Genomic DNA, 20,237 nt, shown 5'->3' with positions numbered 1-20,237 from the left:
GCTTGAGTGCAATTGTACCGCATGCCTTGGAGTGAGACCATCACAAAATGAGTCCATCGGCTATCGTCAGCAAGCTTTGGAATTACTGCAATGTGCTTCGGGATGATGGAATGTCGTATGGCGATTACGTCGAGCAGTTGACCTATCTGCTGTTCCTCAAGATGGCCGACGAACGGACGAAGCCGCCATACCTGCCTGCCTCTGGCGCAGGCAAGCCAGCCAGCATTGTTCCCGACAAATACAGTTGGCACAGCCTGCTCAAGAAGGACGGCGATGAGCTGTTCGATCACTACCGCCACAGTTTGGAAAAGCTCGGCAACGAGAAGGGCCTCCTCGGGCTGATTTTCAATAAGTCGCAAAACAAATTCCAAGACCCCGCCAAACTACGCCGCCTGATCGTGGACCTCATCGACAAAGAGGACTGGTCGGCGATGAGCGCCGACGTGAAAGGCGAGGCCTACGAAGGCCTACTCCAAAAGAACGCCGAGGACGTGAAGGGTGGGGCAGGCCAGTACTTCACGCCGCGTCCGCTGATTGAAAAAGTCGTGGAAGCGGTCGCTCCCAAACCTGGCGAGACAATCTGCGACCCGGCCCGTGGAACGGGTGGGTTCTTGCTTGCCGCGCACGACTATGTGGTGAGGCACAATCCGAATCTGACCAAGCCTCAAAAGAAGAAGCTGAAGGAAGAAACACTCAAAGGCTATGAGTTGGTCCAGAGTGTCGTCCGTCTCTGCGCCATGAATCTGCTCCTGCACGGCATCGGCTCGCAGGACTTCGAGGCCATCGAAGCGGCCGACTCACTCGCCTCCGATCCAGGCGAACGGTTCAACCTCGTGCTCACCAATCCTCCGTTCGGCAAGAAGAGCAGCTATACGGTCGTCGGGCAGGATGGTGAAGTCTCCAAAGAGCGCGAGACTTACGAGCGCGACGACTTTTGGGCCACGACCTCTAACAAGCAACTGAACTTCGTCCAGCATGTGAAGACCATCCTCGCGGTGAATGGCCGCGCTGCCGTGGTCGTACCGGACAACGTGCTATTCGAAGGCGGGGCAGGGGAAACGGTTCGGCGGAAATTGCTGCATAACTGCGACGTGCACACGCTGCTCCGTCTGCCTACAGGCCTTTTCTATGCGCAAGGCGTGAAGGCCAACGTCCTCTTCTTCGACAAGAAGCCGGCGAGTGAAACGCCCTGGACCAAGAAACTCTGGATCTACGATCTCCGCACCAACCAGCACTTCACGCTCAAAACCAACCCGCTCAAGCGAGAAGATCTCGATGATTTTGTCCGTTGTTATCACCCGGCCAATCGTCATGATCGAAAGCCTACCTGGACAGACAAGATGAAGGACGCCTTGCCTGCGCAAACTGGTCAGTTTGCAGGCAGGTGGCGTGCCTACGGCTACGACGACCTCATCGCCCGCGACAAAGCCAGCCTCGACATCTTCTGGCTCAAAGACGAATCCCTCGAAGCCTCCGACAACCTTCCCAATCCGGATGTCATCGCCCAAGAGATCGTGGACGACCTAGAAGCAGCGCTCGAACAGTTTCGATTGATCGCAAATGACCTCGGCCGCGACGAAATGAAAACTCATGATTGATTCGCAAAACGTGAACGATTCAGCTGCTAGCTACCCCTTCATACCGATTCTCAGAAGAACAGGGGAGGAACATTTCACGCTGAGTGAGCAGACTCTGCCAGTCAGGCTTCACGACTTTTGGCAGTGGTCAGCATCAGACTTTATCGGCACTACGATGCGAGCCTGCCTTGCTGAGAGGCAAGAAAGGGGACAGGCTGCTTTTTCATGAGGCCTCAAGGCTAGTGATTTCCGGAAAAGCAGCCCGTCCCCTTTCTTGCCTCCCCTCTGTGCCACGGTGTTCGATTGGGCTCGGTTTCAACGGGCGAAAGGCGCCATCAACCTCCATCTCCAGCTCGATCACCAGGGGTGTCTGCCCTGCTGGGCCCTCGTGACCAACGGCGATACCAACGATGTGCGCGTGGCCCAACAGCGCACGTTGGCGCCGGGCACCATCGTGGCGGTCGATCGGGGCTACCTCGACTCTGCCCTGTATCATCGCTGGACCTCACCAACGTCGGATGCGTCACGCGGCCCCGCACCAACATGCTCTATGAGGTCCTGGAGCAGCGTCCGGTGTCGGCCCGTGGCCCAGTGCTGGCTGATGAGGTCATTCGCCTGACCGGCTTGCATGCCTCCGACCGGTGTCCCGTGCCGCTGCGGCAGGTGAGCATCTGGGATGAGGTGCAGCAGCGCCGGCTGACGTTTCTGACGAACCTCATGCACCTGACCGCCAGCACGATCGCCGCCCTCTATAAGGAGCGGTGGCAGATCGAACTCTTGTTCAAAGCGCTCCAGCAGCATCTGAAGATCAAGACCTTCGTGGGGACCACGGTGAACGCCGTGCAGGTGCAGATCTGGATCGCGTTGCTCGCGATGCTGCTGCTGAAGTTCTTGCAGCTCAAGTCCACGTGGCCCTGGAGCCTCTCGAACCTCGCGGCGCTGCTCCGCTTCAACCTGTTGATCGATCGGGATCGGTGGGCGTGGCTCAATGCGCCCTTTGACTGCCCGCTGCGCACACCAGCGCTCACACAGGGGAGACTGTTCACCACATGATCTTGGACAGCAGCAGAGGCAACCTCCTCCGAGCACCGGACCCAAAACCGTCCGAGAGGCGGCAATCATGCGGGAAGGAGCCGCTGGGGTAGATTATTTTGGACAGCAGTGAGCCCGTCTCCTTTCTTCTCTTTGTTGGTTCCCGTCTCTGACCGCCTAACTGTATCAGTTTGCTTCCAGGATAGGTCAAAACCGGATCCTTTTTGATCCCACCGAGTACAGCTCTTGACTTCGCATCATCGCAAGTATCACTGTTTCGGCTAATCTTCAGCAGGCACACCTCCTGCCTCTCTAAAGGAAAGCGTGCCATGTCCTACCTAATCTGAGGGGTGTCACATGAGCGATCTCACCGTACGCCAAAGCGATCACGCCTCAATTCTTCACCGATCGGCGAACGAAATCTGCTTTCGTGTCGATGATGTCGAACCAAGTGCCCGGCGATCGAGCTTGAGACGCGCCAAATCCAAAGTCGAAGAAACTCTGGGCCGACCGCTGCTGGCCTTTAGTCATGATGCTTCGTCTAAGGTTATTTGGGGGCCAGAAGTCGGGGAGCATGGCCTTGTGAACGCCGTTCATCTTGCATTCAGCGAACATCGGCCTTTGATTCTGACGCCGGATGTGATTTGGCTGGCGCTCGCTCAGGGCTTTGCCCAACACATTAACAATCACGCGGAAGCGCTCCGGTCCCGGTTTGTTGATCACAAGGGAAGGGTCAGTCTTTCTGTAAGCGTCCTAGAGATTCCTAGCAGTGAGGAATGGCCTGATGTGGTCGAACAATGGAGCGCTGGAATCGAAGCCCATGTCCGAGCTGACCTTTATCAACGGCTCATCTGTAACTTCAGCACCACAACCGCGATCACGAGAACCGCCAGTCAGGTGGCCATGATGAACGCGTTTCAGCAGTATTTCGAATACGAGCTCATGTGCATTTGTGGGATTCCGTCGGTAACGTTGAAAGGCACAGTTGATGACTGGGTAGAGATTCGAGCACGCGTCGATCTGATGGCCGACTACCATCTCGAATGGTGGACGGACCGCATCAAGCATATCTGTGATGCGCTAGTTGAATCAGCCGAAGGCGCTCCCTCACTTCCGTTTTGGCGTCATATTTACAAGCCTAAGGAGGTCTATGGGGGCAATGTTATGACCGGCTGGCTTGCAAATCTCTTTCCGTATGTGAAGGACTATCGGACAAATGCGCCGACGGTCAGAAATCCATTCTTGAGTATTCGGCAGGAAGAAGTGACAATCGAAGAAGGGATCTCACCAGGAATTGTGCCTAACGGCCTTTCTCGGGCCCCAGTTGTCGTGAGATTCCAGGGGACGGATGCAGCATTGGATTTCGATCTTATCGCAGGATTTATCGGGGTTAAGGGGCATCACGCGACGGGACACGTTGAACCCGATATCGGTTGGGCTGTGTGCAAACAAGTCACATGAGACAATCGGAGAAAAGATGCGAAGGCGAGGCGTTGGTCAAGGTTTTCTAGTTTGTGGGACATGACTATAGAGAAAGCACAGAAAAGGTGCCGGGAGGCTTTTCCAATGCCCTAATACTCACGTTGATTAGCGGCTTCCCCGGTTCGCCTCAAGCTGGCGCCCGTGGAGTCTTACCGGTGATTCTGTAGGAGCGCATGAGAGGCAAGAAAGGGGACAGGCTGTTCCCTTTCTTCCTCAATGCTATCGCCACCATTCTTGGAAATATGCTGTGGATCGTTCCAGACGTCATTGCGGATGTCCTCGCAGACGGGGCTTGGCCCCCCGATCCTGAAATCATCAACCTGCCTCTGGTTGCCCAGAAATCGCAAGCAGAACAACAATTGGACCACTCTCAACCATAATGAGTATGATGAGTCAGGTGTAAATTATGTTTTCCCCGGTCTTGATTCTCGCATTACTCTTTACGCTCTCCTGTTCTGCCAAGCAGCCAGCGCAGACAATGCAGGAGACGATGTCGCATGCAAATGTAGAAGAAGAGCAGCTGCATGGGGACCATGAGGCCGAGGCGGTGCTCTCCATGGCCGGCTCTCATGCGCATCTGGGACCGCATTTCCGATGGACGACGCTTCGCTCGGCGAATCAGGCAGACCAGGCGACGGCATGGGATATCCTTCGGCAGCTGCGACAGGCGTTGGCACCATTTCGAGAGTATCGCTTCGCTCAGGATGAGGGCTATGAACCATTCCTGCCGAACGTGCGGCAGACACACTATCACTTTACGCGCAAGATGAATGGATTCAAGGCGGCCTTCAGCTTCGATCCAAAGCAGCCGACCTCGCTGTTATACCGGGAGGCGCCTGGCGGCTATGAGCTGGAAGGCGCAATGTTCACGGCGCCGAAGTGGGAACGCGAGGAAGATCTGAACAAACGCATTCCGCTGAGCGTGGCGCAGTGGCACGCTCATGTGAATATCTGCCTGCCCCAGAAACAGGATGTGCAGCACGCGGATTGGAAGAAGTTCGGACCGAAAGGCTCGATCGTTACCAAAGCCGAATGCGATCAAGCCAATGGGCGCTTCCATCCGCAGCTCTTCGGCTGGATGGTGCACGTGTATCCGTTTGCGGAGTCACCCGAGCAGATCTGGACGCACTGAGGATAACCCGACCCCTGGCGTTGGTCTTCGGTCGCACACCGATTCGTGTCCCCTCTTGCGTGATTCTTTCAGAAGGAGCGACCCGGTGACTTATTCGACCACAGCGGAGCCCCACGGCTTGACAGCCGTGGCTTCCTGCGCAGGCAGGTGAATTCGTTAGATTAGAGGGAGGAGCGACGACCCCAACCCACATTCTTGTAGAGGCTCACAAGCCGATCCATCAGGGTTCTATTCAACTCCGCTTGGACGCTGACCAAACACGCAGGGGTTTCACAGTTGTTGATATCTCGCAACAACCTGAGCGCGAACGACTCCTTCTCGGCTGTTGAGAGCTGGGCCAGCTGGGCGAGTGAGTTGAAGTACGGCAGCACAGCCAACAGGGTGATCGCCTTGAGCTGTGCCAATTCTGAGATTCGGCTGGCTGGTGGTTGCGCGAGCGGCGAGAGGGATGCCGTGTCAGATTGAGAATCGGGCAGTCTGGTTGCGGGAACTGGTGACTCAATCGGAGGAGGTTTCGCCTCGGCATGCGACGAACTCTGTTCACCGTCGCTCCGAGCCGATTGAGCATGGGCGGTGGCCGCGGCCATCGCGAAGACCGCACCCAAGCACATCAAAGCAGGGTAGGTCATAGTTGTTCTTCTCACCAGCGCTCTCTAAAGTCCAGCAGATGTCGATTTTGACGCAAGATGAGACGATGTCTTGAAGGAACGGTTGCGGCGATTTCCGGAGGTGGCAGGGGACTGGGATTGGCGAGACCCAGGCTCTTCGCGCGCGAGGATGCCTCCGTGGTGATCCGACAGCGTGACCGCCCTGAAGGCGAACAGGCGGTGACCAACCTTCATGCCGAGGGCGGGCGTGTCTGCTTTGCCGCTCGGGACGTGACCCAGGAAGACTCGTGGCGCCACGTCATTCACACGGCTTTGGAAACGCTCGGTCGGCTCGACATTCTGGTGAACAATGCAGAGGTGCTTCTCCCGCCATGCGCGAAGCAGCCGGCAGGTCAAAGACCATCTTCCCCTTGGTCGCATCGCGCAGCCGGAAGAAGCCGCCTATGGCATGCTGTATCTGGCGTCCGACGAAGCCGCGTGTGTGACCGGCACCGAACTGGTCATCGATGGAGGATTCACGGCACGGTAAGTGGATCGATGGTCGTGCAACCGGACGCGCTCTTCCCGTAGAATAGCGAGAGCGAACACACGACGCTATGCCTCGGGCAAGGCCGGCTCATGACGACGTTCACTGCGCCATGATTCGTTGCCAGGGGGATTCGCTACGACCGACGAAGAGGACCAACCAGTCACACCACCGAGGGGATATCATCATGAAGAACGTTGAAATGACTGTGGATGGGACGATACTGACCATTAAAGTGGATCTCTCGAAGGAGTTTGGACCTTCCGCATCAGGCAAGACCATCATCATCGCTTCGACGGAAGGGAATGTGACGATTCCGAATCGGGAGGAAAAAGTTGGGCTCAACGTGTACCGAAAGAAATCTTAACGGAACGTCGGTGGCAGACATGCCTCATAAGAGATACCCTGCCTGGGATGTGGGTTCCACTACGGAAGACAAAACCAAGGGGTCGGGAGTCTTTGTTGACTCATCTCTCACCGAGGCAGCAGGGGCGGAAGTTCCGGCGATCGAGTCATCCCCGAGCGATCCCCGCAAGCCTGTCTGGGAACACAGAAATCAAGTGTGGGAGGGGTTCTGAACTGACGCCTGGATTCCCGCTTGCGCGGGAATGACGGAATTCCCAAACCGTTTTCCATTCATCCGTCATCTCATCGCGGCCGGCGGACAGTGGAACTCCGCCACCACTGGAAACACGAGCGCGGCAAAGTCCCAGTAGCGCATGCGAATCGCATCTGAATGTGTGCCGGCTTCAAAGACAATCTCCTCATCATCCGTGAGCGACCGGTCAACATACACAGGAAGCCCATAGAGGGTGCCGAGAGGCGGCATTGCGCCCAGTTCGCAATCCGGGAAGAGTCGTGTAAGCTCCTCCTCGGTTGCGAGCCGCACATGGCGGGTCATGAAGATCTTCCTGAGGCGATGGAGATCCACGTTCCAGCTTGCCTGCAGCACCGTTGTCACGAACCGCCCGTCCACCTTGACGATCACAACCTTGGCCATCTCTCGTTCTAATGTATGGAGCGTCTGGGCGATGGCAGTAGCGCGGAATGTCCGCTTGTGGGGTAATACATCGTAATGAACATGTTCACGATCGAGATGGCTTTTGAGTGTTGGTGAAATGGGCAAGACCGCACCTCCTGTGATGGCTGACCTCCCAATGGGGGTCGCTGGTGGGTGGGTGAAAAAGATAAAGGACCGTTCGGAACCGATGGATGGTGGTCGGAGTGTGTTTCATGACCACGTCTCCGCGTAGATCATGATGACCGGCGACTTTTGTCATTATACTGTTTCCGTTCGGAAATTCATGCACTATTTTTCGTCACAATCCGACAGGCCGTCATCCGTTGACGGGAGATGTAGTACTCGCATTGATCAGTCGTTCAAAGGGTGGCCCGATTCGTCTCAAGCGTGTGCGCGTCGAATGGTGGCTCCGTGGCCGTGTCCGCGACGGTTCCCAAAGAGATTCGTGTCGATGTATCCTCGGGGCTGGACTGATCTCTGGCTGAACCGAAGAGGAGACGCATCATGAAGATGCTGACCATTATCTGCCGGGAACCGTTCGAAGATGAGGTGCTCGGAGTTTTCCGCAGGCTGAAGATTAAGGGATACACGGTGGTCCACGGGGTGGGCGGCAGCGGGGAGACCGGCGCCGTGTCGGTCACGCACACCTCATCCGACCGAAATAAGCTGCTCCTCGTGGCGCTCGAAGACGACCGGATGGCCACACTCGTGGAAGCCGTCAAGCAATTGCAAGCTGCGCTGGTGGAGGAGCATTCGGGACACGCGGTTCCTTTCAAGGCGTTCCTCCAGCCTTGCGACCCGATCGTATAACCCGGCAAAAAGGGGGTATCGACTGTGAACGTTGGAAGGCCTATGTGGAACTCGACCGGCGTCGTGCTGACGCTCTATGCAGTCCTGAGTGGCTGCGGCTCCATCATTCATGGCAGCAGACAAGCGGTCTCATTCAATACCACTCCAGCCGGGGCGACTGTTCAACTCCAGAACGGCACCAGATTCGCGACTCCGTATACCGCCGATCTACGTCGCGCAGAGGATTACACCGTCACGATAGAAAAAGACGGCTATGAAGCGGAGAGGATCACGATCAAGCGAGATTTCAACGCTATCGCCACTATTCTTGGAAATATTCTTTGGATCGATCCCGGCGTGATCGTGGATGTGATGGTCGGAGGGGCTTGGACTCTTGATCCCGAACATATCAACGTGCAATTGGTTGCCCAGAAAACCAAATCCGAATAAAGGAGCCCGTCCAGATCTCTTCTCGCGACTCGTGCTCGTTTAGTTCGGCGAGCCCCCGACGAAGCGCAACGGCTTTTCCCCCGTCAGGTTCTGCGGCTGCACGATATAGTGGCCGGTCATGGCCGGACTCCAGATCGCCTTTGCAATGTCCGTATTTCCCGCCGTCATCACCCAGGCCAGTCCTCCCACGACACCGCCGCCGACCGCATACGCGACCTTGACCGCTCCATAGGGCACGGTCGCCAGCCAACTGGCCGCCTGCAATCCTGCTCCTCCCGCAGTTCCCGAGTCGTCGGCCGCGATCGCGGGCTGCCCTTCCAAGACGATGAACAGCGCCAGGGCGCTCATGATCGCAACATCCCGCACGCGCCAGATCGATGCACGGCTCTGAACTCTCATGTGTATGCTCCTCGGGTTGGACTTGGGCGGCGCCAAAGGGCGTATTATATCGTAATGACGGCCACCGGCAAGCGCGGAGTTTTGAGGATCTCGAAGCACGGCCGCGTCCAAGCCCCGCCGTGGATCACCAGCGGCGCTGATGGTTTCGCATGTCAGTGACTGATCCGCTTGTTTCATATAGGATAGCCGCCATGAAGATGCTCACCATTATCTGCCGGGAGCGGTTGCAGGATGCCGTGGTTCAGGTTCTCAACGGTGCCGGCGTCAAAGGATATACGGTGATGTCCGGACTGGGCGGAAAAGGCCTCACGGGAACGGTCTCGGAATATAGCTGGATGGCGGATCGCAACGTGTCGATCATGACGGCGATCGACGACCAGCAGGTGGCGCCGATCACCGAGGCGGTAAAGCAGCTCTATATGATGGAGATCGAAAAGCGCGCGGGTGAGGAAGTCCCGCTCAAAGTGTTCTTGCAGCCCTGCGAGGTGATCCTTTAAGCATGATGTGATGAGTACGGTGTGTGCGGTCGGCGCGGAACACCGAAGGTATCAGTGAGGTTGACGCCGCGCCTGCGATCCTGTACTGTAACGCCACATCTCGTGCTCGTAGTGGTCCGGCGAGCGGGATACTGAAGCCATACGGATCTCGCGATCGCATCGCGGCCAGGTCCTGTTTGGAGCGGACTCTCCTCTTCCTGATCTGCCTCCCCTCGGTTCTCTGATCTTCGTGAGTATGCGATCCAACTGAAAGGATAGTGTCGTGCACACGACTGTTCACACGAGTTTTGACGCTCTCGGCTTGTCCGAGGCACTGCTCCGAGACCTGACTCAAGCGGGTTTCATTCATCCCACGGCCATTCAGGCCGAGGCCATTCCCCACGCCATCGCGGGTCGCGACGTGCTGGGCTGCGCGCAAACCGGCACGGGCAAGACGGCGGCCTTCGTGATTCCCTTGATCGAACGGCTGGCGGCCGATCCCAAAGATCACCCGCGCGCCCTGATCTTGGCGCCGACGAGAGAGCTGGCGATCCAGATTCAGCAGACCATCGACCGGCTCGGCAAGCACATGCGCATCTTTGCGACCACGTTGGTCGGCGGCGCCGACATGCCGGCGCAGGTGCGCGGGCTTCGCCAGCGACCGGATATTTTGGTCGCCACGCCCGGTCGCCTGCTGGACCACATGTGGAACGGCACGGTCAATCTGGGACTGATCGACATTCTGGTGCTGGACGAGGCGGACCGGATGCTGGATATGGGCTTTGCGCCGCAGATCGACCAAATTCTGGTTGCCTTGCCGGAAGAGCGGCAAACACTCCTGTTCTCCGCCACTCTACCGGCAGACCTGACGCGACTGGTTGAGGCAAATGTCAAGGATCCGGTCCACGTCATGGTGGCGCGACCCGCCACGACGGCCGACGGTGTCACGCAGTCGCTGCACCACACCTCGCATGATCGAAAGCCGGGGCTCTTGATCTCGCTGCTCCGAAACGAAACAGAGACGGTCCTCGTCTTCACGGGCACGAAGCACCGCGCGGATCGGCTGGGTCGCGTGCTGGGCGAGGCGGGACACAAGGTCGCCGTGCTGCACGGCGACCGAAACCTCTCGCAGAGACGGGCGGCGCTGGAGGGGTTCAAACGCGGGACATTCCGCGTCCTCGTGGCGACGGATATCGCGGCCCGCGGCATCGACGTGGCGAACATCGGGCATGTCGTGAACTACGATCTTCCGCACAGTCCCGAAGACTACGTTCATCGCATCGGACGCACGGCCCGCATGAAGACCACCGGGAGAGCGACCAGCTTTGTGACGGCCGACGATCGAGAACAACTCCGGGCGATCGAACAGTTGCTCGGTCAATCGGTTCCGGTCGCGACGGGGAGTCCGGCGGCCTCATCCGTCGGTTCCGGCTCGACCGCAAGGCCGGCTCATCGTCACCACAGAGGGTCCGGAAGACGACCCGGCGTCCAGTCGAATCTTCCCTGCGCCTGAGACATTCGGTCATCCGGCTGTCCCGCCTGAGCGCTCTTGACCGATCTTTCAGCGAAGCGTAGAGTAAGTATCCCCTCAAAGCTACCTCATTTTGGAGGTGGTCGCCATGATCCTCCGTGGAGCCAAGATCCAACGGAACGGACATGGCGAGTGCGGCCTTTCTCTCGCTCGAACTCGCTTTCACCACAAACGGGCGCGGCTCTGCTCCCGAGTGCTGACACGGGATGCCGCGGGCCTCGCCATTCCTGACCAACAACCGTTTCACGTCGTGTGCGCCGGACGCCGAGCGGCGCGGTTGCCGCGCGCCGACCTGCCGGAAGGCGAAAGGAGGTCGTGATGTCGTACCGCTACAACACCGTCGACATCATCGTGGGTGTCGGCATGTGCGCGATTCTTTTCGGTGCCCTTCTGTTTTTCGGAGCCGCCAACGGCACCTATCAGGCGGCTGTTCCGCAGCCCATCTACGCTCAAGAAACCGTCGACAACATGGACGGGATGATCTGGCTCCAGCCGGTCATCGGCCAGACCTTGGTCGACGAGGCCCTTTTCGAGCGACGGACCAACCATCTCATCGCCCAGTCGGCCGTGGAATGGAACCGCGCGACCCTCGCGGCGAATGACTTCGACGCCGGCGCGGGAGGCCCGTTTGGAGCGGTAATGCATCAGGCGGAGACGATGCCGGCGGACCATCAGGCCCGCGTCCAGGGCATCATGGGGCGCGCGATCGTGAACGGCACGAAGCGCGGGGTCCGAAACGGCGCGCTGTCGGCCGATCTGTACCTGTCGGACTACAACAACGGCATGATCCGCACGATCGAGGCGCGAGGGCAACGGCTTGACGACGAATTTTCGTCCACATGGCAAGCGACCCTCGGACGAAGCATCGTGGATGCCTTCCAACGTTACACCGAGCGAGCCGGCGCCATTCAGGAACGGATAGGCTCGGCGCTGGTCCACGTGGCACAGGGGCAATGGACAGCGGAAGAAGGCAGGGCGGCGTTGGAACCACAACTGGGCAGCCTGGTCCTTGCCGCGGTTCGCACAGAGGCGTTGTCGGATCAGTTGCAACTACTGGCCGCGATCCGGTTCTCTCCTGAAGAACCGGCTGCGGTCACGACTGAACCGGCTTCGTGGCCGGAGGTTCCGGCCGGCTTGTTCGCCGCGGCCGGCATCGCATTGATGGCGGTGTTCTTTGGCGGGATCACGCTCGCAGCCCAGCGACGGGATCGCATCGCCATGACCGAGATGGAGCACAACGCGGCCAAATGGGTCTATCGGCCGGCCGCGTAAGCGCCGTGAGAAGAGGACTCGCGCGGGTGACGCGCGAGCTGGTGATCTATGTCGCTGGTGTATTGGGGGATCGTGGCGGGTATCGTCTCGATGGTAGCGACCCTCTTCGTGAGCCTTACCTTACTTGGTTCGAAGACGGGATCGTCCGACACATCCAGGCGGCTCGATGAGCCGCAGGAGACCATTCCTCAGGCGTCGAGCGGGCGCCGTGCAGCCTAGATGACGCCGGGCCAAGAGACGCTCGTGCTTGGCGTCATCTGTTCATGGCGCCACGGAGGTGCCGTATGGTGGAAATCATTGGTGTTGTCACGATAGGTGCGCTCGTATGGCTGCAAGCCTGGTCGATGGCGCAGGAGAGCGACTCCGAGAAGCGGCGGACGCGCCTGTCTCACGAGGGTGATCGCTCGATCGAGGCCACGCCGGCGCGAACGAGACCCAGACAGGCAGCCTGACGTCGGACGCCTGTCTCCGTCGGAACTTTGCTCTGTTTAGACAACGGTGATGCGGTCTGCCTTCTCTCCCTTAGGGTAGCGGGGCAGCATGGAGTCTTGATCGAGCAGTGGATGCCCGCCTTCGCGGGCAGGGCGCGAGAGGAAATCGACCGACTCCTTCTCGTTGTGAGTTCTGAGCGACGCGAGAACGCCGCTGGGGGACATGGTCAACAGCCTGTTACGTGACGAGCCGGGGTTGCGCGACCCCCGAGATGACGTCTTCGGTGATTTCGACGGATTTGACGTCTCCCATGGCGGGCACCTCGTACATCAGGTCGAGCATGACCTCTTCGAGGATCGTGCGCAGCGCCCGCGCGCCGGTCTTCATGAGCGCGGCACGCCGGGCGACGGCCCTGACGGCGGCGTCGCTGAATTTCAAGTCGACACCCTCGATCTCGAACAGGGCCTGATATTGTTTCACCAGCGCGTTGCGAGGCTCGGTGAGGACGCGAATCAGCGCCGGCACATCGAGATCCGCCAGGGTGGTCAGGACGGGGAATCGTCCGACGAACTCGGGAATGAGCCCGAATTTCAACAGGTCTTCCGATTCCACGCGGCCGAGCAGTTCAGTATGACCGTCGATGCCGACAGACGGGTCGTGCGTCTCGAAGCCCAACCGTTTCGGCATAGTTCGTTCGGCAATGATGCGATCCAACCCGACGAATGCCCCGCCCGCGATAAATAAAATGTTCGTGGTGTCCACCCGGATGAACTCCTGCTCCGGATGTTTGCGTCCGCCCTTCTGCGGCACATTGCAGCTGGTCCCTTCCACCAGCTTGAGGAGCGCTTGCTGGACACCCTCGCCCGAGACGTCCCGCGTCAATGAGGGGCTTTCGGACTTCCGGCTGATCTTGTCGATTTCGTCGATATAGATGATCCCGGTTTCGGCCAGCGGAACGTCGTAGTCGCAGTTCTGAAGCAACTTCAGCACGACGTTTTCGACATCCTCGCCCACATAGCCGGCCTCGGTCAGAGTCGTGGCATCCGCGATGGCGAAGGGCACATGAATGATGCGCGCCAACGTCTGCGACAGGAGCGTCTTCCCGGTTCCGGTCGATCCGATCATGAGGATATTGCCCTTCTGGAGTCCGACGTCCTTGAGTCGGTCTCGATTCACGATGCGCTTGTAGTGGTTGTGGACCGCGACCGCCAGCACTTTCTTCGCGCGTTCCTGCCCGATCACGAACTCGTCGAGTGTCGCCTTGATGTCGGTGGGCTTGGGAATGATCGAGGGAACCGACGAAGAGCGGGCACCGGCCCCCTGGCCGTCCTTGCTCAAGGAGCCGGCGCAGCGCTTCAGACATTCCTCACAGATCAACAGGGTGGAGATCCTCTTGCAGGACTGACAATTGTGCTCGACCGGGCTCGCAATGAGATTGCGAACCGCGTTCTCACTTTTCCCGCAGAACGAACAGACACGTTCCGGCGTTTGCGAAGGATGCGCCCTATCCCAAAACACGCGTATTCCCCCTGGTGCCTAAGACCAGCGAACACGTTACCAGCAACCCTCCATCTCACACAGCCGGTGGTCCGTGACGATGGCGGCGGACGCTGGAACCGATCTTAAGAAATGCCTGGAGTGGGGAGACCCGTGCGAGATCGAGGATGTTGGGCTACCGGTCGGTCGTCCCTACACGGGAACGTGTGGCCGTTCGAAATATGGCCGGCGTGACCGACGAGAGACCCGCCTCTAGCTCGGCGGGCCGTTCAGGTCCGGTGGACTGAGGTCTTCCATAAGCGACCTCCTTCGCAGCTCTTCTCATACGCCTCGACCACACTCTTGTCAACGGTCTTTTCGTCAGTCTTCCGAGGTGACGATAGCACGCGCCTCGCCGGCAAAGCCTTGAAGGATCGGTGTACAGATCTCAGCGTAGCCAGGGTCCGCGTGTTCCGTGACCAGAGATATTCCTAGTGCCTGACTCCTACAGGCGTTGTGTCAAACTTAGCATCAATCCCGTAGACCCGTACGCGTGCGCGTGATGAGGATCACGAATCTATTTCTTTCGAACACACTCGACGAGACCCTTAGACACTCAAGCTACATCAGGAGTATTGATACTAATCAGGTGGGTAGATGCGAGGAGGATACCATGGCTGGCGTCAAGTCCATCGGTGCCGCTGTCACCACGATCGGCCTCAGCGTTGTGAGCCTGTTGTGCTCTGCCCCGATGACCGAAGCCCAAGCACGATCGGGTTCGGCATCTCCACGAACCGTGACGGGTCAGGTTTCAGCAGTCGAGGGAAGTTTCCACATGGCGAAGGATGCTCAAGGGGAAGACATCCTGAAATTCGTGGACAAGGCCTATCTCATCACGACTCCCACAGGCCAGGAGATTCAATTGAAGCTCACTCGCGAGACAAAAATCCCCGCCCGAGCAAATCCCGGCGACCGAGTGGAGGCCATGATCTCGGAAAACGGCCAAGCCATGTCGGTCAAGCTGATCGAGCCATGACACGGCCTATCTTGTTGTCCGGCGCGATCCTGATGCTTCTCACCTGTTCGACGGGATGTCCCTTGACGCTGGAGCAGCGATGGGAAGCTTTCGATGCCGACAGACGACAGGAAATCGGCATCAAGACAAAGGATTATTATCTGAGCGAGTGGGGGAAGCCGGCGAAGCGGGAAACGACCGTCAATGGAGAAAGCGTGTGGACCTGGGAGTTCCGCGGATACGGCGGAGCACAAGGCTGGCTGAAGACGCTGGTCTTTACGCCGGACGGTGTCTTGAAAACTTTTAGTCGAGACTATTGGCCCAAGGACGGATAGGGATACCCTCGCGATCGCGAGCATGACGGGAGGAGCGAGGTATCCGCCGAGGCTCCCCCGTTTCACTCTCCCTGCTCCTTCCACCCCTTCACTCCTCAAACACCCTCCGATAGCTCTCGCTCACCGACAGTTCCCGATTGTCGTGGGCGATCTGTTGCCACGCATCGCCTGCGCCGACCTCACCTTCCTCGATGACGGCCAGATAAAAGCCACAAAGACCGCTCGCGTGAAAACGCTTCGGCATGGCGGGGCGCCGAAAGCGCAAACCGAGTTTGTGGCAGGGGAGGCGCGGCTGAGTCACCTCGACCACTGCGCCGCCGATCCTGAACCGGTCGCCGATATGTACGGACTGCTCGTCCAGCCCCTCGCTGGTAAAGTTCTCTCCGAAGCCGCCGTACGGCAGCTGCTCGCCGGGCAATTCCTTCCGCCAGAAGGCATAGTGCTCGGATGGGTAGACATAGACCGCCTTGTCCCGGCCGCCATGCACGGTGAGATCGGCCTGCTGGTCGCCGTCGAGGTTGAAGCGCCGCAACATGATGCGCCCGGCGACCGGCTCTTTGTAGATGCCGGTGGTGATCGCTCTTCCCCGCCATCGCACCGTACGTTGATGTCCGACTTGCACCGATAGGAGCTTCATCCCAGACCTCCTTCGTTTTGTCTCCTCATCTCTGCTTCCCATCGCCCGGCCTTACGCTCCAACGACGGTTGGCTCCGGTGTGTTGTTCAAGAAGGCCACGATCCGCTCTCCGATCTCCCTCCCGTGCGTTTCGAGGGCGAAATGTCCGGTATCGAAGAATTCCACCCGGGCATTGGGATTGTCCCGTTGAAAGGCCCTGGCCCCGGCCGGGAGAAAGAATGGGTCGGCATTGCCCCACACCGCCAACGTCGGCGGACGGTGAGTACGGAAGTACCGTTGGAACTGGGGATACAGGTTGACGTTGCTCGCATAGTCGAGAAAGAGGTCCAACTGGATCTCGGCATTGCCCGGGCGCGCCAACAGGGCTGAATCGAGGGCATAGGACTCCGGGGCCACACGTGCTGCGTCGGCGCCATGCGTGTATTGCCACTTGGTGGCTTCCGGCTCGAGAAAAGCTTTGAGCGCGGCGCGGTTTTCCGGCGAGGGATCGGCCCAATATTTCTGGATCGGATTCCAGCCGGTACTGAGGCCTTCCTCGTAGGCATTGCCGTTCTGCGACACGATCGCCGTAATCCGCTCCGGATGCCGAAGCGCAAGGCGGAACCCAACCGGGGCGCCGTAGTCGAAGACGTAGACGGCGTAGCGATTCATGCCGACCGCTTCCGTGAACCGTTCCATCACCTCGGCAAGTCGCTCGAAACTGTACCGGAAGCGAGTTGGATTTGGGGCATCGGAAAACCCGAACCCCGGCAAGTCGGGCGCCACGACGTGGAAATGCGGCGCGAGCAGGGGAATCAGGTTCCGGAACATGTGCGACGAGGTCGGGAACCCATGCAAGAGCAGGACGGCCGAGGCTGACGGGTCGCCTGCTTCTCGATAGAAGATACGGAGCCCATCTACATCCTGCGTGCGGTACTGAATGGTGGAGCGATCAGCGGTCATGGCTGCCTCCTTGTGAGAAGTGCCGGTGTTGGGCCGGCGTGGGTGTGGGAATACAGGTTTCTTACTCGCTCTGTCGGAATAACCATCTAATACTTACATTGACGGTTATACTAATTTTAGGCTAACCTGTCAACTATGGCTTTAGCGGTCAGTCCCATACCGTTTTTTTTCCTCGGCAACCACCCTTGTCTCGACTTCATCAACACCCAGATCGTGTTGGAGGGTCGGCCCGCAGATCTGCTGAACTCTTTTTCCGATCTGATCCGCTGGCTTGCGCAGGCGAAGCTGCTCGCCGAAGATCCGAAGCAGATCGAGCGACAATGGGGCGGAGAGACCAAGGGGACGCAGCTCATGGACCACGCGCGGGCATTTCGCGCCGTGCTACGGGAGATGGTTGAGCGGATCGCCTCCGGCAAGCGCGTTTCTCAGGAATCGGTGGAGGTCATCAACGGACAATTACAGTCCCGTGTCGGATATCCCCAAGTGATCAGCCGCAAAGGACGGTTCGAGCGCGTCTTTCGAGCCGAATCCCAAGACCTGCGTCGGTTGATGGGGTTGCTCGCGGAGACCGCGAGCGACTTGCTCTGCACCTGCGATCTCGCTCTGATCAAGAAATGCCAGAATCCGACCTGCGTCCTCTTTTTTTACGACACGACCAAGAATCACGCGCGGCACTGGTGCAGTATGAGTCTCTGCGGCAACCGCAGCAAAGTGGCCGCCCACTATCGGAGACATCGGCGGACCAAGGCCTGAGCCGATAGCATCCCGCTCATCCGCTTCGCTCCACCGCAATGGCGATGTCTCGATCAATAGGCTTCCAAGCCATATTGGGTTTGCGATAAGCTCTCTGCTTCATCAACAGGCAGGAGGCACTATTTTTTATGGTAGTCGAAACAGGAACGGTCGCGTCGTTGTGGAGGTATCCGGTCAAGTCCATGGGAGGAGAGCAATTGGCGGCGGCTGACCTGACGGCCTATGGTCTGCTCGGCGATCGCGCCTATGCCTTGATCGACAGTGTCGATGGCAAAGCGGCCACCGCCAAAAATCCCGCCAAGTGGCCCACGATGTTCGCGTTCCGCGCCGCATTCGTCGAGCCTCCCAACAACGGCATGGCCATTCCAGCGGTCCGGATCACGCTGCCGGACGGAGAGACCATCGACACGACGGCGGCTGAATGCGATCACGTCCTCTCACGGATCTTGGATCGGACCGTCACGGTGGCGAAGGCCGAGCGTGGCCGAGTGTCGGGCGTGCAGACCTCATTGCGGGCCTGGAGCGGCAAGTCGGAGGAATATCGCCTCGACATCGACGGAATCGATCAGGGCAACAGCGTCCAGGATTTCACGCTTCCAGCCGGCACGTTTTTCGATGGAGCCCTGGTTCATCTGGTGACGACCGCCACACTCAGCCGGCTTCATGACCTCTATCCAAGCGGTCGCTTTGAGGTACCGCGCTTTCGTCCGAACGTGGTCGTGGATATCGGAAGCGGGGAAAAGAGCTTCGTGGAACAGACCTGGATCGGCCGAACCGTGGCGATCGGCGACGTGATGTTGAAGATTACAGGCCCTTGTGCTCGCTGCGTCATGACGACACTCCCTCAAGGCGGCCTCCCGAAGGACGTGGGCATCTTAAAGACGGCCGTCCAACATAGTCAGGGCTATGTCGGCGTCTATGCCGCCGTCGTCAGCGAAGGAAGGATCAAGCGGGGAGATACAGTCAGGGTCGGTGATGCGACGGCATAGCAGAGAGATCGATGCGGGATGGTGGATTGCTGGCGGCACCATTTCAAGCTCGGGTGGCGTCGCGATATGGGCCTCCGACTGCTTGCCTGTCGGTTGCGCCGGTCGGCATGGCCTCTTACAATGCCTCGGAACATCGTTCCTGTTCGATCACGGACAGGGCCGTCCGTATCACACGAACTGATCGTCTTCAGCAGGAGGGCATCATGCAGTCGGATGGGATGAGCAAACTGGGACCGTTGGCGCCTCTGGCCGGCATCTGGGAGGGGCTGAAGGGCGAGGACGTCGCGCCCTCGGACGATCGGGGGACGGAACACAACAAGTTTCATGAACGGATGACATTCGAACCGATCCTTCCGGTGCGAAATCACGAACAGATGCTGTACGGCTTACGCTATGCGACCGTGGCGCGACGGATCGGAGAGACCGATCCGTTCCACGAAGAGGTCGGGTACTGGTTGTGGGATCCTGCAGAACGGCAGGTGCTCAGATGTTTTATCGTCCCGCGCGGCATCGCACTCATCGCTGGCGGCACGGTGGAGCCGACGGCCACGGAATTTACCTTGGTGGCTGACCTGGAGTCGGACACGTACGGCATCTGCTCGAACCGTTTCCTCGATCGGGAATTCAAGACCGTGCGCTTCGAAGTGACCGTGACGATCCTCGCTCGAGACCGGTTGCACTACAAGGAAAACTCATTGCTCCGGATGCCGGGAAAGTCGGATCTGTTTCACCACACGGATCAGAACATGCTGACGCGGGTGTCGGGGTAGAATCGGAAACCGCTCATGAATAATATGTGGGTTAGGCGGCGCGGTCTCGGTCGGATTGGTCCGGAGTCCCTTGGTACGTCCCCAGACGACGAGCCAAGACGGACTGGATGGTCAGTAACTCGTCCTGACCCTCCGGATTGGCTTGGATGCAGCGATTGAGCGGAATACCGGCTGCTTCAATCTCAAGTTCAAATTTCCCGATGTCGTCGTCGATCCAGAACCACTCCCGCCCGTTCAGCTTATGCACGGCCTGCTGAACCCAGACCACCTTGTTCTCCAAGTTCGTCCAATTGGCGTGACGGAAGAGCGGAGGCTCGTCGTACTGTCCGAACTTCTCGCAATACAGTACCTTCAAGAGCGTCTTGATCTTCTCGGATTCCCACGAGGTCAACCATATGAGTTCGAAGTGCTCATGTGCCCAGGCGAGCCAGGACTTCACACCAGGTCGGAGCTGGAACTCACCTGCATAGTCTCCGAACAGCACCCCGTCGATGTCATGGAAAAGGATCGGCAAGATTTTCATACGGCGCCTCCGGGATCACTCTAGCAGAAGCTCTGCGAGAGCACATCAAATTCACCCTTTGCTCCCTGTG

Annotated in this window: 26 protein-coding genes; 18 read left to right on the top strand and 8 right to left on the bottom strand. The window is 58.7% G+C overall.

Going from position 1 to position 20,237, the window contains the following annotated elements; all coding sequences use genetic code 11:
* Nucleotides 1-47 precede the first annotated feature (47 nt).
* From P0111_09605 to P0111_09585, 5 genes are all read left to right on the top strand, one after another.
* Nucleotides 48-1,598, top strand: coding sequence for a class I SAM-dependent DNA methyltransferase (locus P0111_09605; GenBank protein MDF0644276.1), 1,551 nt, complete (start codon nucleotides 48-50; stop codon nucleotides 1,596-1,598).
* Nucleotides 1,599-2,120: 522 nt separating this feature from the next.
* Nucleotides 2,121-2,630, top strand: coding sequence for a transposase (locus P0111_09600; GenBank protein MDF0644275.1), 510 nt, complete (start codon nucleotides 2,121-2,123; stop codon nucleotides 2,628-2,630).
* 336 nt (nucleotides 2,631-2,966) lie between these two features.
* Nucleotides 2,967-4,070: a DUF4419 domain-containing protein gene (locus P0111_09595; GenBank protein MDF0644274.1), complete on the top strand. Its 1,104-nt coding sequence runs from the start codon at nucleotides 2,967-2,969 to the stop codon at nucleotides 4,068-4,070.
* A 194-nt stretch (nucleotides 4,071-4,264) separates the two neighbouring features.
* The gene (locus P0111_09590; protein MDF0644273.1) at nucleotides 4,265-4,471 is read left to right on the top strand and encodes a hypothetical protein; all 207 of its coding nucleotides are present in this window, start codon (nucleotides 4,265-4,267) and stop codon (nucleotides 4,469-4,471) included.
* 110 nt (nucleotides 4,472-4,581) lie between these two features.
* Nucleotides 4,582-5,223 (top strand): hypothetical protein, encoded by a 642-nt coding sequence (locus P0111_09585; protein ID MDF0644272.1) that lies wholly within the window; start codon nucleotides 4,582-4,584, stop codon nucleotides 5,221-5,223.
* 161 nt (nucleotides 5,224-5,384) lie between these two features.
* Here the strand turns inward: P0111_09585 and P0111_09580 are convergent, their stop codons facing one another.
* Nucleotides 5,385-5,852, bottom strand: a complete 468-nt coding sequence (locus P0111_09580) for a hypothetical protein (protein MDF0644271.1) — start codon at nucleotides 5,850-5,852, stop codon at nucleotides 5,385-5,387.
* Between the two features lie 328 nt (nucleotides 5,853-6,180).
* Between P0111_09580 and P0111_09575 the strand changes: the two genes are divergently transcribed.
* A complete protein-coding gene (locus P0111_09575; protein MDF0644270.1) occupies nucleotides 6,181-6,360 on the top strand; it encodes an SDR family oxidoreductase in 180 nt (59 codons plus the stop codon).
* 184 nt (nucleotides 6,361-6,544) lie between these two features.
* Nucleotides 6,545-6,724, top strand: a complete 180-nt coding sequence (locus P0111_09570; GenBank protein MDF0644269.1) for a hypothetical protein — start codon at nucleotides 6,545-6,547, stop codon at nucleotides 6,722-6,724.
* A gap of 276 nt (nucleotides 6,725-7,000) precedes the next feature.
* On the opposite strand, the gene P0111_09565 is transcribed toward P0111_09570, so the two are convergent.
* Nucleotides 7,001-7,483 carry a YbaK/EbsC family protein gene (locus tag P0111_09565; GenBank protein ID MDF0644268.1) on the bottom strand — a complete coding sequence of 161 codons (483 nt, stop codon included), beginning with the start codon at nucleotides 7,481-7,483 and terminating at the stop codon, nucleotides 7,001-7,003.
* 399 nt (nucleotides 7,484-7,882) lie between these two features.
* On the opposite strand from P0111_09565, the gene P0111_09560 reads away from it, so the two are divergent.
* Nucleotides 7,883-8,188 (top strand): hypothetical protein, encoded by a 306-nt coding sequence (locus tag P0111_09560; GenBank protein ID MDF0644267.1) that lies wholly within the window; start codon nucleotides 7,883-7,885, stop codon nucleotides 8,186-8,188.
* A gap of 42 nt (nucleotides 8,189-8,230) precedes the next feature.
* Entirely contained in the window at nucleotides 8,231-8,617 is a 387-nt protein-coding gene (locus P0111_09555; GenBank protein MDF0644266.1) for a PEGA domain-containing protein, read from the top strand.
* Nucleotides 8,618-8,656: 39 nt separating this feature from the next.
* On the opposite strand, the gene P0111_09550 is transcribed toward P0111_09555, so the two are convergent.
* Nucleotides 8,657-9,016 (bottom strand): hypothetical protein, encoded by a 360-nt coding sequence (locus P0111_09550; protein ID MDF0644265.1) that lies wholly within the window; start codon nucleotides 9,014-9,016, stop codon nucleotides 8,657-8,659.
* A 191-nt stretch (nucleotides 9,017-9,207) separates the two neighbouring features.
* Between P0111_09550 and P0111_09545 the strand changes: the two genes are divergently transcribed.
* The 4 genes from P0111_09545 to P0111_09530 all read left to right on the top strand — a co-directional run bounded on the left by P0111_09545 (nucleotide 9,208) and on the right by P0111_09530 (nucleotide 12,747).
* Nucleotides 9,208-9,513, top strand: a complete 306-nt coding sequence (locus P0111_09545; GenBank protein ID MDF0644264.1) for a hypothetical protein — start codon at nucleotides 9,208-9,210, stop codon at nucleotides 9,511-9,513.
* Nucleotides 9,514-9,775: 262 nt separating this feature from the next.
* Entirely contained in the window at nucleotides 9,776-11,005 is a 1,230-nt protein-coding gene (locus tag P0111_09540; protein ID MDF0644263.1) for a DEAD/DEAH box helicase, read from the top strand.
* A gap of 336 nt (nucleotides 11,006-11,341) precedes the next feature.
* Complete coding sequence (locus P0111_09535; GenBank protein ID MDF0644262.1) at nucleotides 11,342-12,295, top strand: hypothetical protein; 954 nt, start codon at nucleotides 11,342-11,344, stop codon at nucleotides 12,293-12,295.
* A 284-nt stretch (nucleotides 12,296-12,579) separates the two neighbouring features.
* Nucleotides 12,580-12,747 (top strand): hypothetical protein, encoded by a 168-nt coding sequence (locus P0111_09530; protein MDF0644261.1) that lies wholly within the window; start codon nucleotides 12,580-12,582, stop codon nucleotides 12,745-12,747.
* Nucleotides 12,748-12,783: 36 nt separating this feature from the next.
* On the opposite strand, the gene P0111_09525 is transcribed toward P0111_09530, so the two are convergent.
* Entirely contained in the window at nucleotides 12,784-12,951 is a 168-nt protein-coding gene (locus P0111_09525) for a hypothetical protein (protein MDF0644260.1), read from the bottom strand.
* 13 nt (nucleotides 12,952-12,964) lie between these two features.
* On the bottom strand, nucleotides 12,965-14,245 hold the full coding sequence (clpX, locus tag P0111_09520) for an ATP-dependent Clp protease ATP-binding subunit ClpX (GenBank protein ID MDF0644259.1): 1,281 nt from the start codon (nucleotides 14,243-14,245) through the stop codon (nucleotides 12,965-12,967).
* Nucleotides 14,246-14,876: 631 nt separating this feature from the next.
* On the opposite strand from clpX, the gene P0111_09515 reads away from it, so the two are divergent.
* On the top strand, nucleotides 14,877-15,239 hold the full coding sequence (locus P0111_09515) for a hypothetical protein (protein MDF0644258.1): 363 nt from the start codon (nucleotides 14,877-14,879) through the stop codon (nucleotides 15,237-15,239).
* Entirely contained in the window at nucleotides 15,236-15,553 is a 318-nt protein-coding gene (locus tag P0111_09510) for a hypothetical protein (protein ID MDF0644257.1), read from the top strand. The genes P0111_09515 and P0111_09510 overlap by 4 nt, the downstream gene beginning before the upstream one ends.
* Before the next feature lie 88 nt (nucleotides 15,554-15,641).
* Here P0111_09510 and P0111_09505 read toward each other — a convergent pair whose 3' ends face one another.
* Both P0111_09505 and P0111_09500 read right to left on the bottom strand, forming a co-directional pair.
* Nucleotides 15,642-16,190 carry an MOSC domain-containing protein gene (locus tag P0111_09505; protein MDF0644256.1) on the bottom strand — a complete coding sequence of 183 codons (549 nt, stop codon included), beginning with the start codon at nucleotides 16,188-16,190 and terminating at the stop codon, nucleotides 15,642-15,644.
* A 51-nt stretch (nucleotides 16,191-16,241) separates the two neighbouring features.
* Nucleotides 16,242-17,132 carry an alpha/beta hydrolase gene (locus P0111_09500; GenBank protein ID MDF0644255.1) on the bottom strand — a complete coding sequence of 297 codons (891 nt, stop codon included), beginning with the start codon at nucleotides 17,130-17,132 and terminating at the stop codon, nucleotides 16,242-16,244.
* A gap of 135 nt (nucleotides 17,133-17,267) precedes the next feature.
* Here P0111_09500 and P0111_09495 point away from each other — a divergent pair, with 135 nt between their 5' ends.
* The 3 genes from P0111_09495 to P0111_09485 all read left to right on the top strand — a co-directional run bounded on the left by P0111_09495 (nucleotide 17,268) and on the right by P0111_09485 (nucleotide 19,644).
* On the top strand, nucleotides 17,268-17,885 hold the full coding sequence (locus tag P0111_09495) for an ABATE domain-containing protein (GenBank protein MDF0644254.1): 618 nt from the start codon (nucleotides 17,268-17,270) through the stop codon (nucleotides 17,883-17,885).
* 128 nt (nucleotides 17,886-18,013) lie between these two features.
* Nucleotides 18,014-18,874 (top strand): MOSC domain-containing protein, encoded by an 861-nt coding sequence (locus P0111_09490; protein MDF0644253.1) that lies wholly within the window; start codon nucleotides 18,014-18,016, stop codon nucleotides 18,872-18,874.
* A gap of 203 nt (nucleotides 18,875-19,077) precedes the next feature.
* Nucleotides 19,078-19,644, top strand: coding sequence for a heme-binding beta-barrel domain-containing protein (locus P0111_09485; protein ID MDF0644252.1), 567 nt, complete (start codon nucleotides 19,078-19,080; stop codon nucleotides 19,642-19,644).
* 31 nt (nucleotides 19,645-19,675) lie between these two features.
* Here the strand turns inward: P0111_09485 and P0111_09480 are convergent, their stop codons facing one another.
* Nucleotides 19,676-20,167, bottom strand: coding sequence for a hypothetical protein (locus P0111_09480; GenBank protein ID MDF0644251.1), 492 nt, complete (start codon nucleotides 20,165-20,167; stop codon nucleotides 19,676-19,678).
* Nucleotides 20,168-20,237: the final 70 nt, after the last annotated feature.

Origin of the sequence: Nitrospira sp. (assembly GCA_029194535.1) — a bacterium.
In the GTDB taxonomy this organism is placed as follows: Bacteria; Nitrospirota; Nitrospiria; order Nitrospirales; family Nitrospiraceae; genus Nitrospira_C.
This window is presented reverse-complemented; position numbering and strand designations above follow the sequence as displayed.

Excerpts from the sequence above, each read along its gene's own strand:
- P0111_09605 (MDF0644276.1), top strand. The coding sequence starts at position 48 with ATGAGTCCATCGGCTATCGTCAGCAAGCTTTGGAATTACTGCAATGTG.
- P0111_09600 (MDF0644275.1), top strand. The coding sequence starts at position 2,121 with ATGCTCTATGAGGTCCTGGAGCAGCGTCCGGTGTCGGCCCGTGGCCCA.
- P0111_09595 (MDF0644274.1), top strand. The coding sequence starts at position 2,967 with ATGAGCGATCTCACCGTACGCCAAAGCGATCACGCCTCAATTCTTCAC.
- P0111_09590 (MDF0644273.1), top strand. The coding sequence starts at position 4,265 with ATGAGAGGCAAGAAAGGGGACAGGCTGTTCCCTTTCTTCCTCAATGCT.
- P0111_09585 (MDF0644272.1), top strand. The coding sequence starts at position 4,582 with ATGTCGCATGCAAATGTAGAAGAAGAGCAGCTGCATGGGGACCATGAG.
- P0111_09580 (MDF0644271.1), bottom strand. The coding sequence starts at position 5,852 with ATGACCTACCCTGCTTTGATGTGCTTGGGTGCGGTCTTCGCGATGGCC.
- P0111_09575 (MDF0644270.1), top strand. The coding sequence starts at position 6,181 with ATGCAGAGGTGCTTCTCCCGCCATGCGCGAAGCAGCCGGCAGGTCAAA.
- P0111_09570 (MDF0644269.1), top strand. The coding sequence starts at position 6,545 with ATGAAGAACGTTGAAATGACTGTGGATGGGACGATACTGACCATTAAA.
- P0111_09560 (MDF0644267.1), top strand. The coding sequence starts at position 7,883 with ATGAAGATGCTGACCATTATCTGCCGGGAACCGTTCGAAGATGAGGTG.
- P0111_09555 (MDF0644266.1), top strand. The coding sequence starts at position 8,231 with ATGTGGAACTCGACCGGCGTCGTGCTGACGCTCTATGCAGTCCTGAGT.
- P0111_09550 (MDF0644265.1), bottom strand. The coding sequence starts at position 9,016 with ATGAGAGTTCAGAGCCGTGCATCGATCTGGCGCGTGCGGGATGTTGCG.
- P0111_09545 (MDF0644264.1), top strand. The coding sequence starts at position 9,208 with ATGAAGATGCTCACCATTATCTGCCGGGAGCGGTTGCAGGATGCCGTG.
- P0111_09535 (MDF0644262.1), top strand. The coding sequence starts at position 11,342 with ATGTCGTACCGCTACAACACCGTCGACATCATCGTGGGTGTCGGCATG.
- P0111_09530 (MDF0644261.1), top strand. The coding sequence starts at position 12,580 with ATGGTGGAAATCATTGGTGTTGTCACGATAGGTGCGCTCGTATGGCTG.
- P0111_09525 (MDF0644260.1), bottom strand. The coding sequence starts at position 12,951 with ATGTCCCCCAGCGGCGTTCTCGCGTCGCTCAGAACTCACAACGAGAAG.
- P0111_09515 (MDF0644258.1), top strand. The coding sequence starts at position 14,877 with ATGGCTGGCGTCAAGTCCATCGGTGCCGCTGTCACCACGATCGGCCTC.
- P0111_09510 (MDF0644257.1), top strand. The coding sequence starts at position 15,236 with ATGACACGGCCTATCTTGTTGTCCGGCGCGATCCTGATGCTTCTCACC.
- P0111_09505 (MDF0644256.1), bottom strand. The coding sequence starts at position 16,190 with ATGAAGCTCCTATCGGTGCAAGTCGGACATCAACGTACGGTGCGATGG.
- P0111_09500 (MDF0644255.1), bottom strand. The coding sequence starts at position 17,132 with ATGACCGCTGATCGCTCCACCATTCAGTACCGCACGCAGGATGTAGAT.
- P0111_09495 (MDF0644254.1), top strand. The coding sequence starts at position 17,268 with ATGGCTTTAGCGGTCAGTCCCATACCGTTTTTTTTCCTCGGCAACCAC.
- P0111_09490 (MDF0644253.1), top strand. The coding sequence starts at position 18,014 with ATGGTAGTCGAAACAGGAACGGTCGCGTCGTTGTGGAGGTATCCGGTC.
- P0111_09485 (MDF0644252.1), top strand. The coding sequence starts at position 19,078 with ATGCAGTCGGATGGGATGAGCAAACTGGGACCGTTGGCGCCTCTGGCC.
- P0111_09480 (MDF0644251.1), bottom strand. The coding sequence starts at position 20,167 with ATGAAAATCTTGCCGATCCTTTTCCATGACATCGACGGGGTGCTGTTC.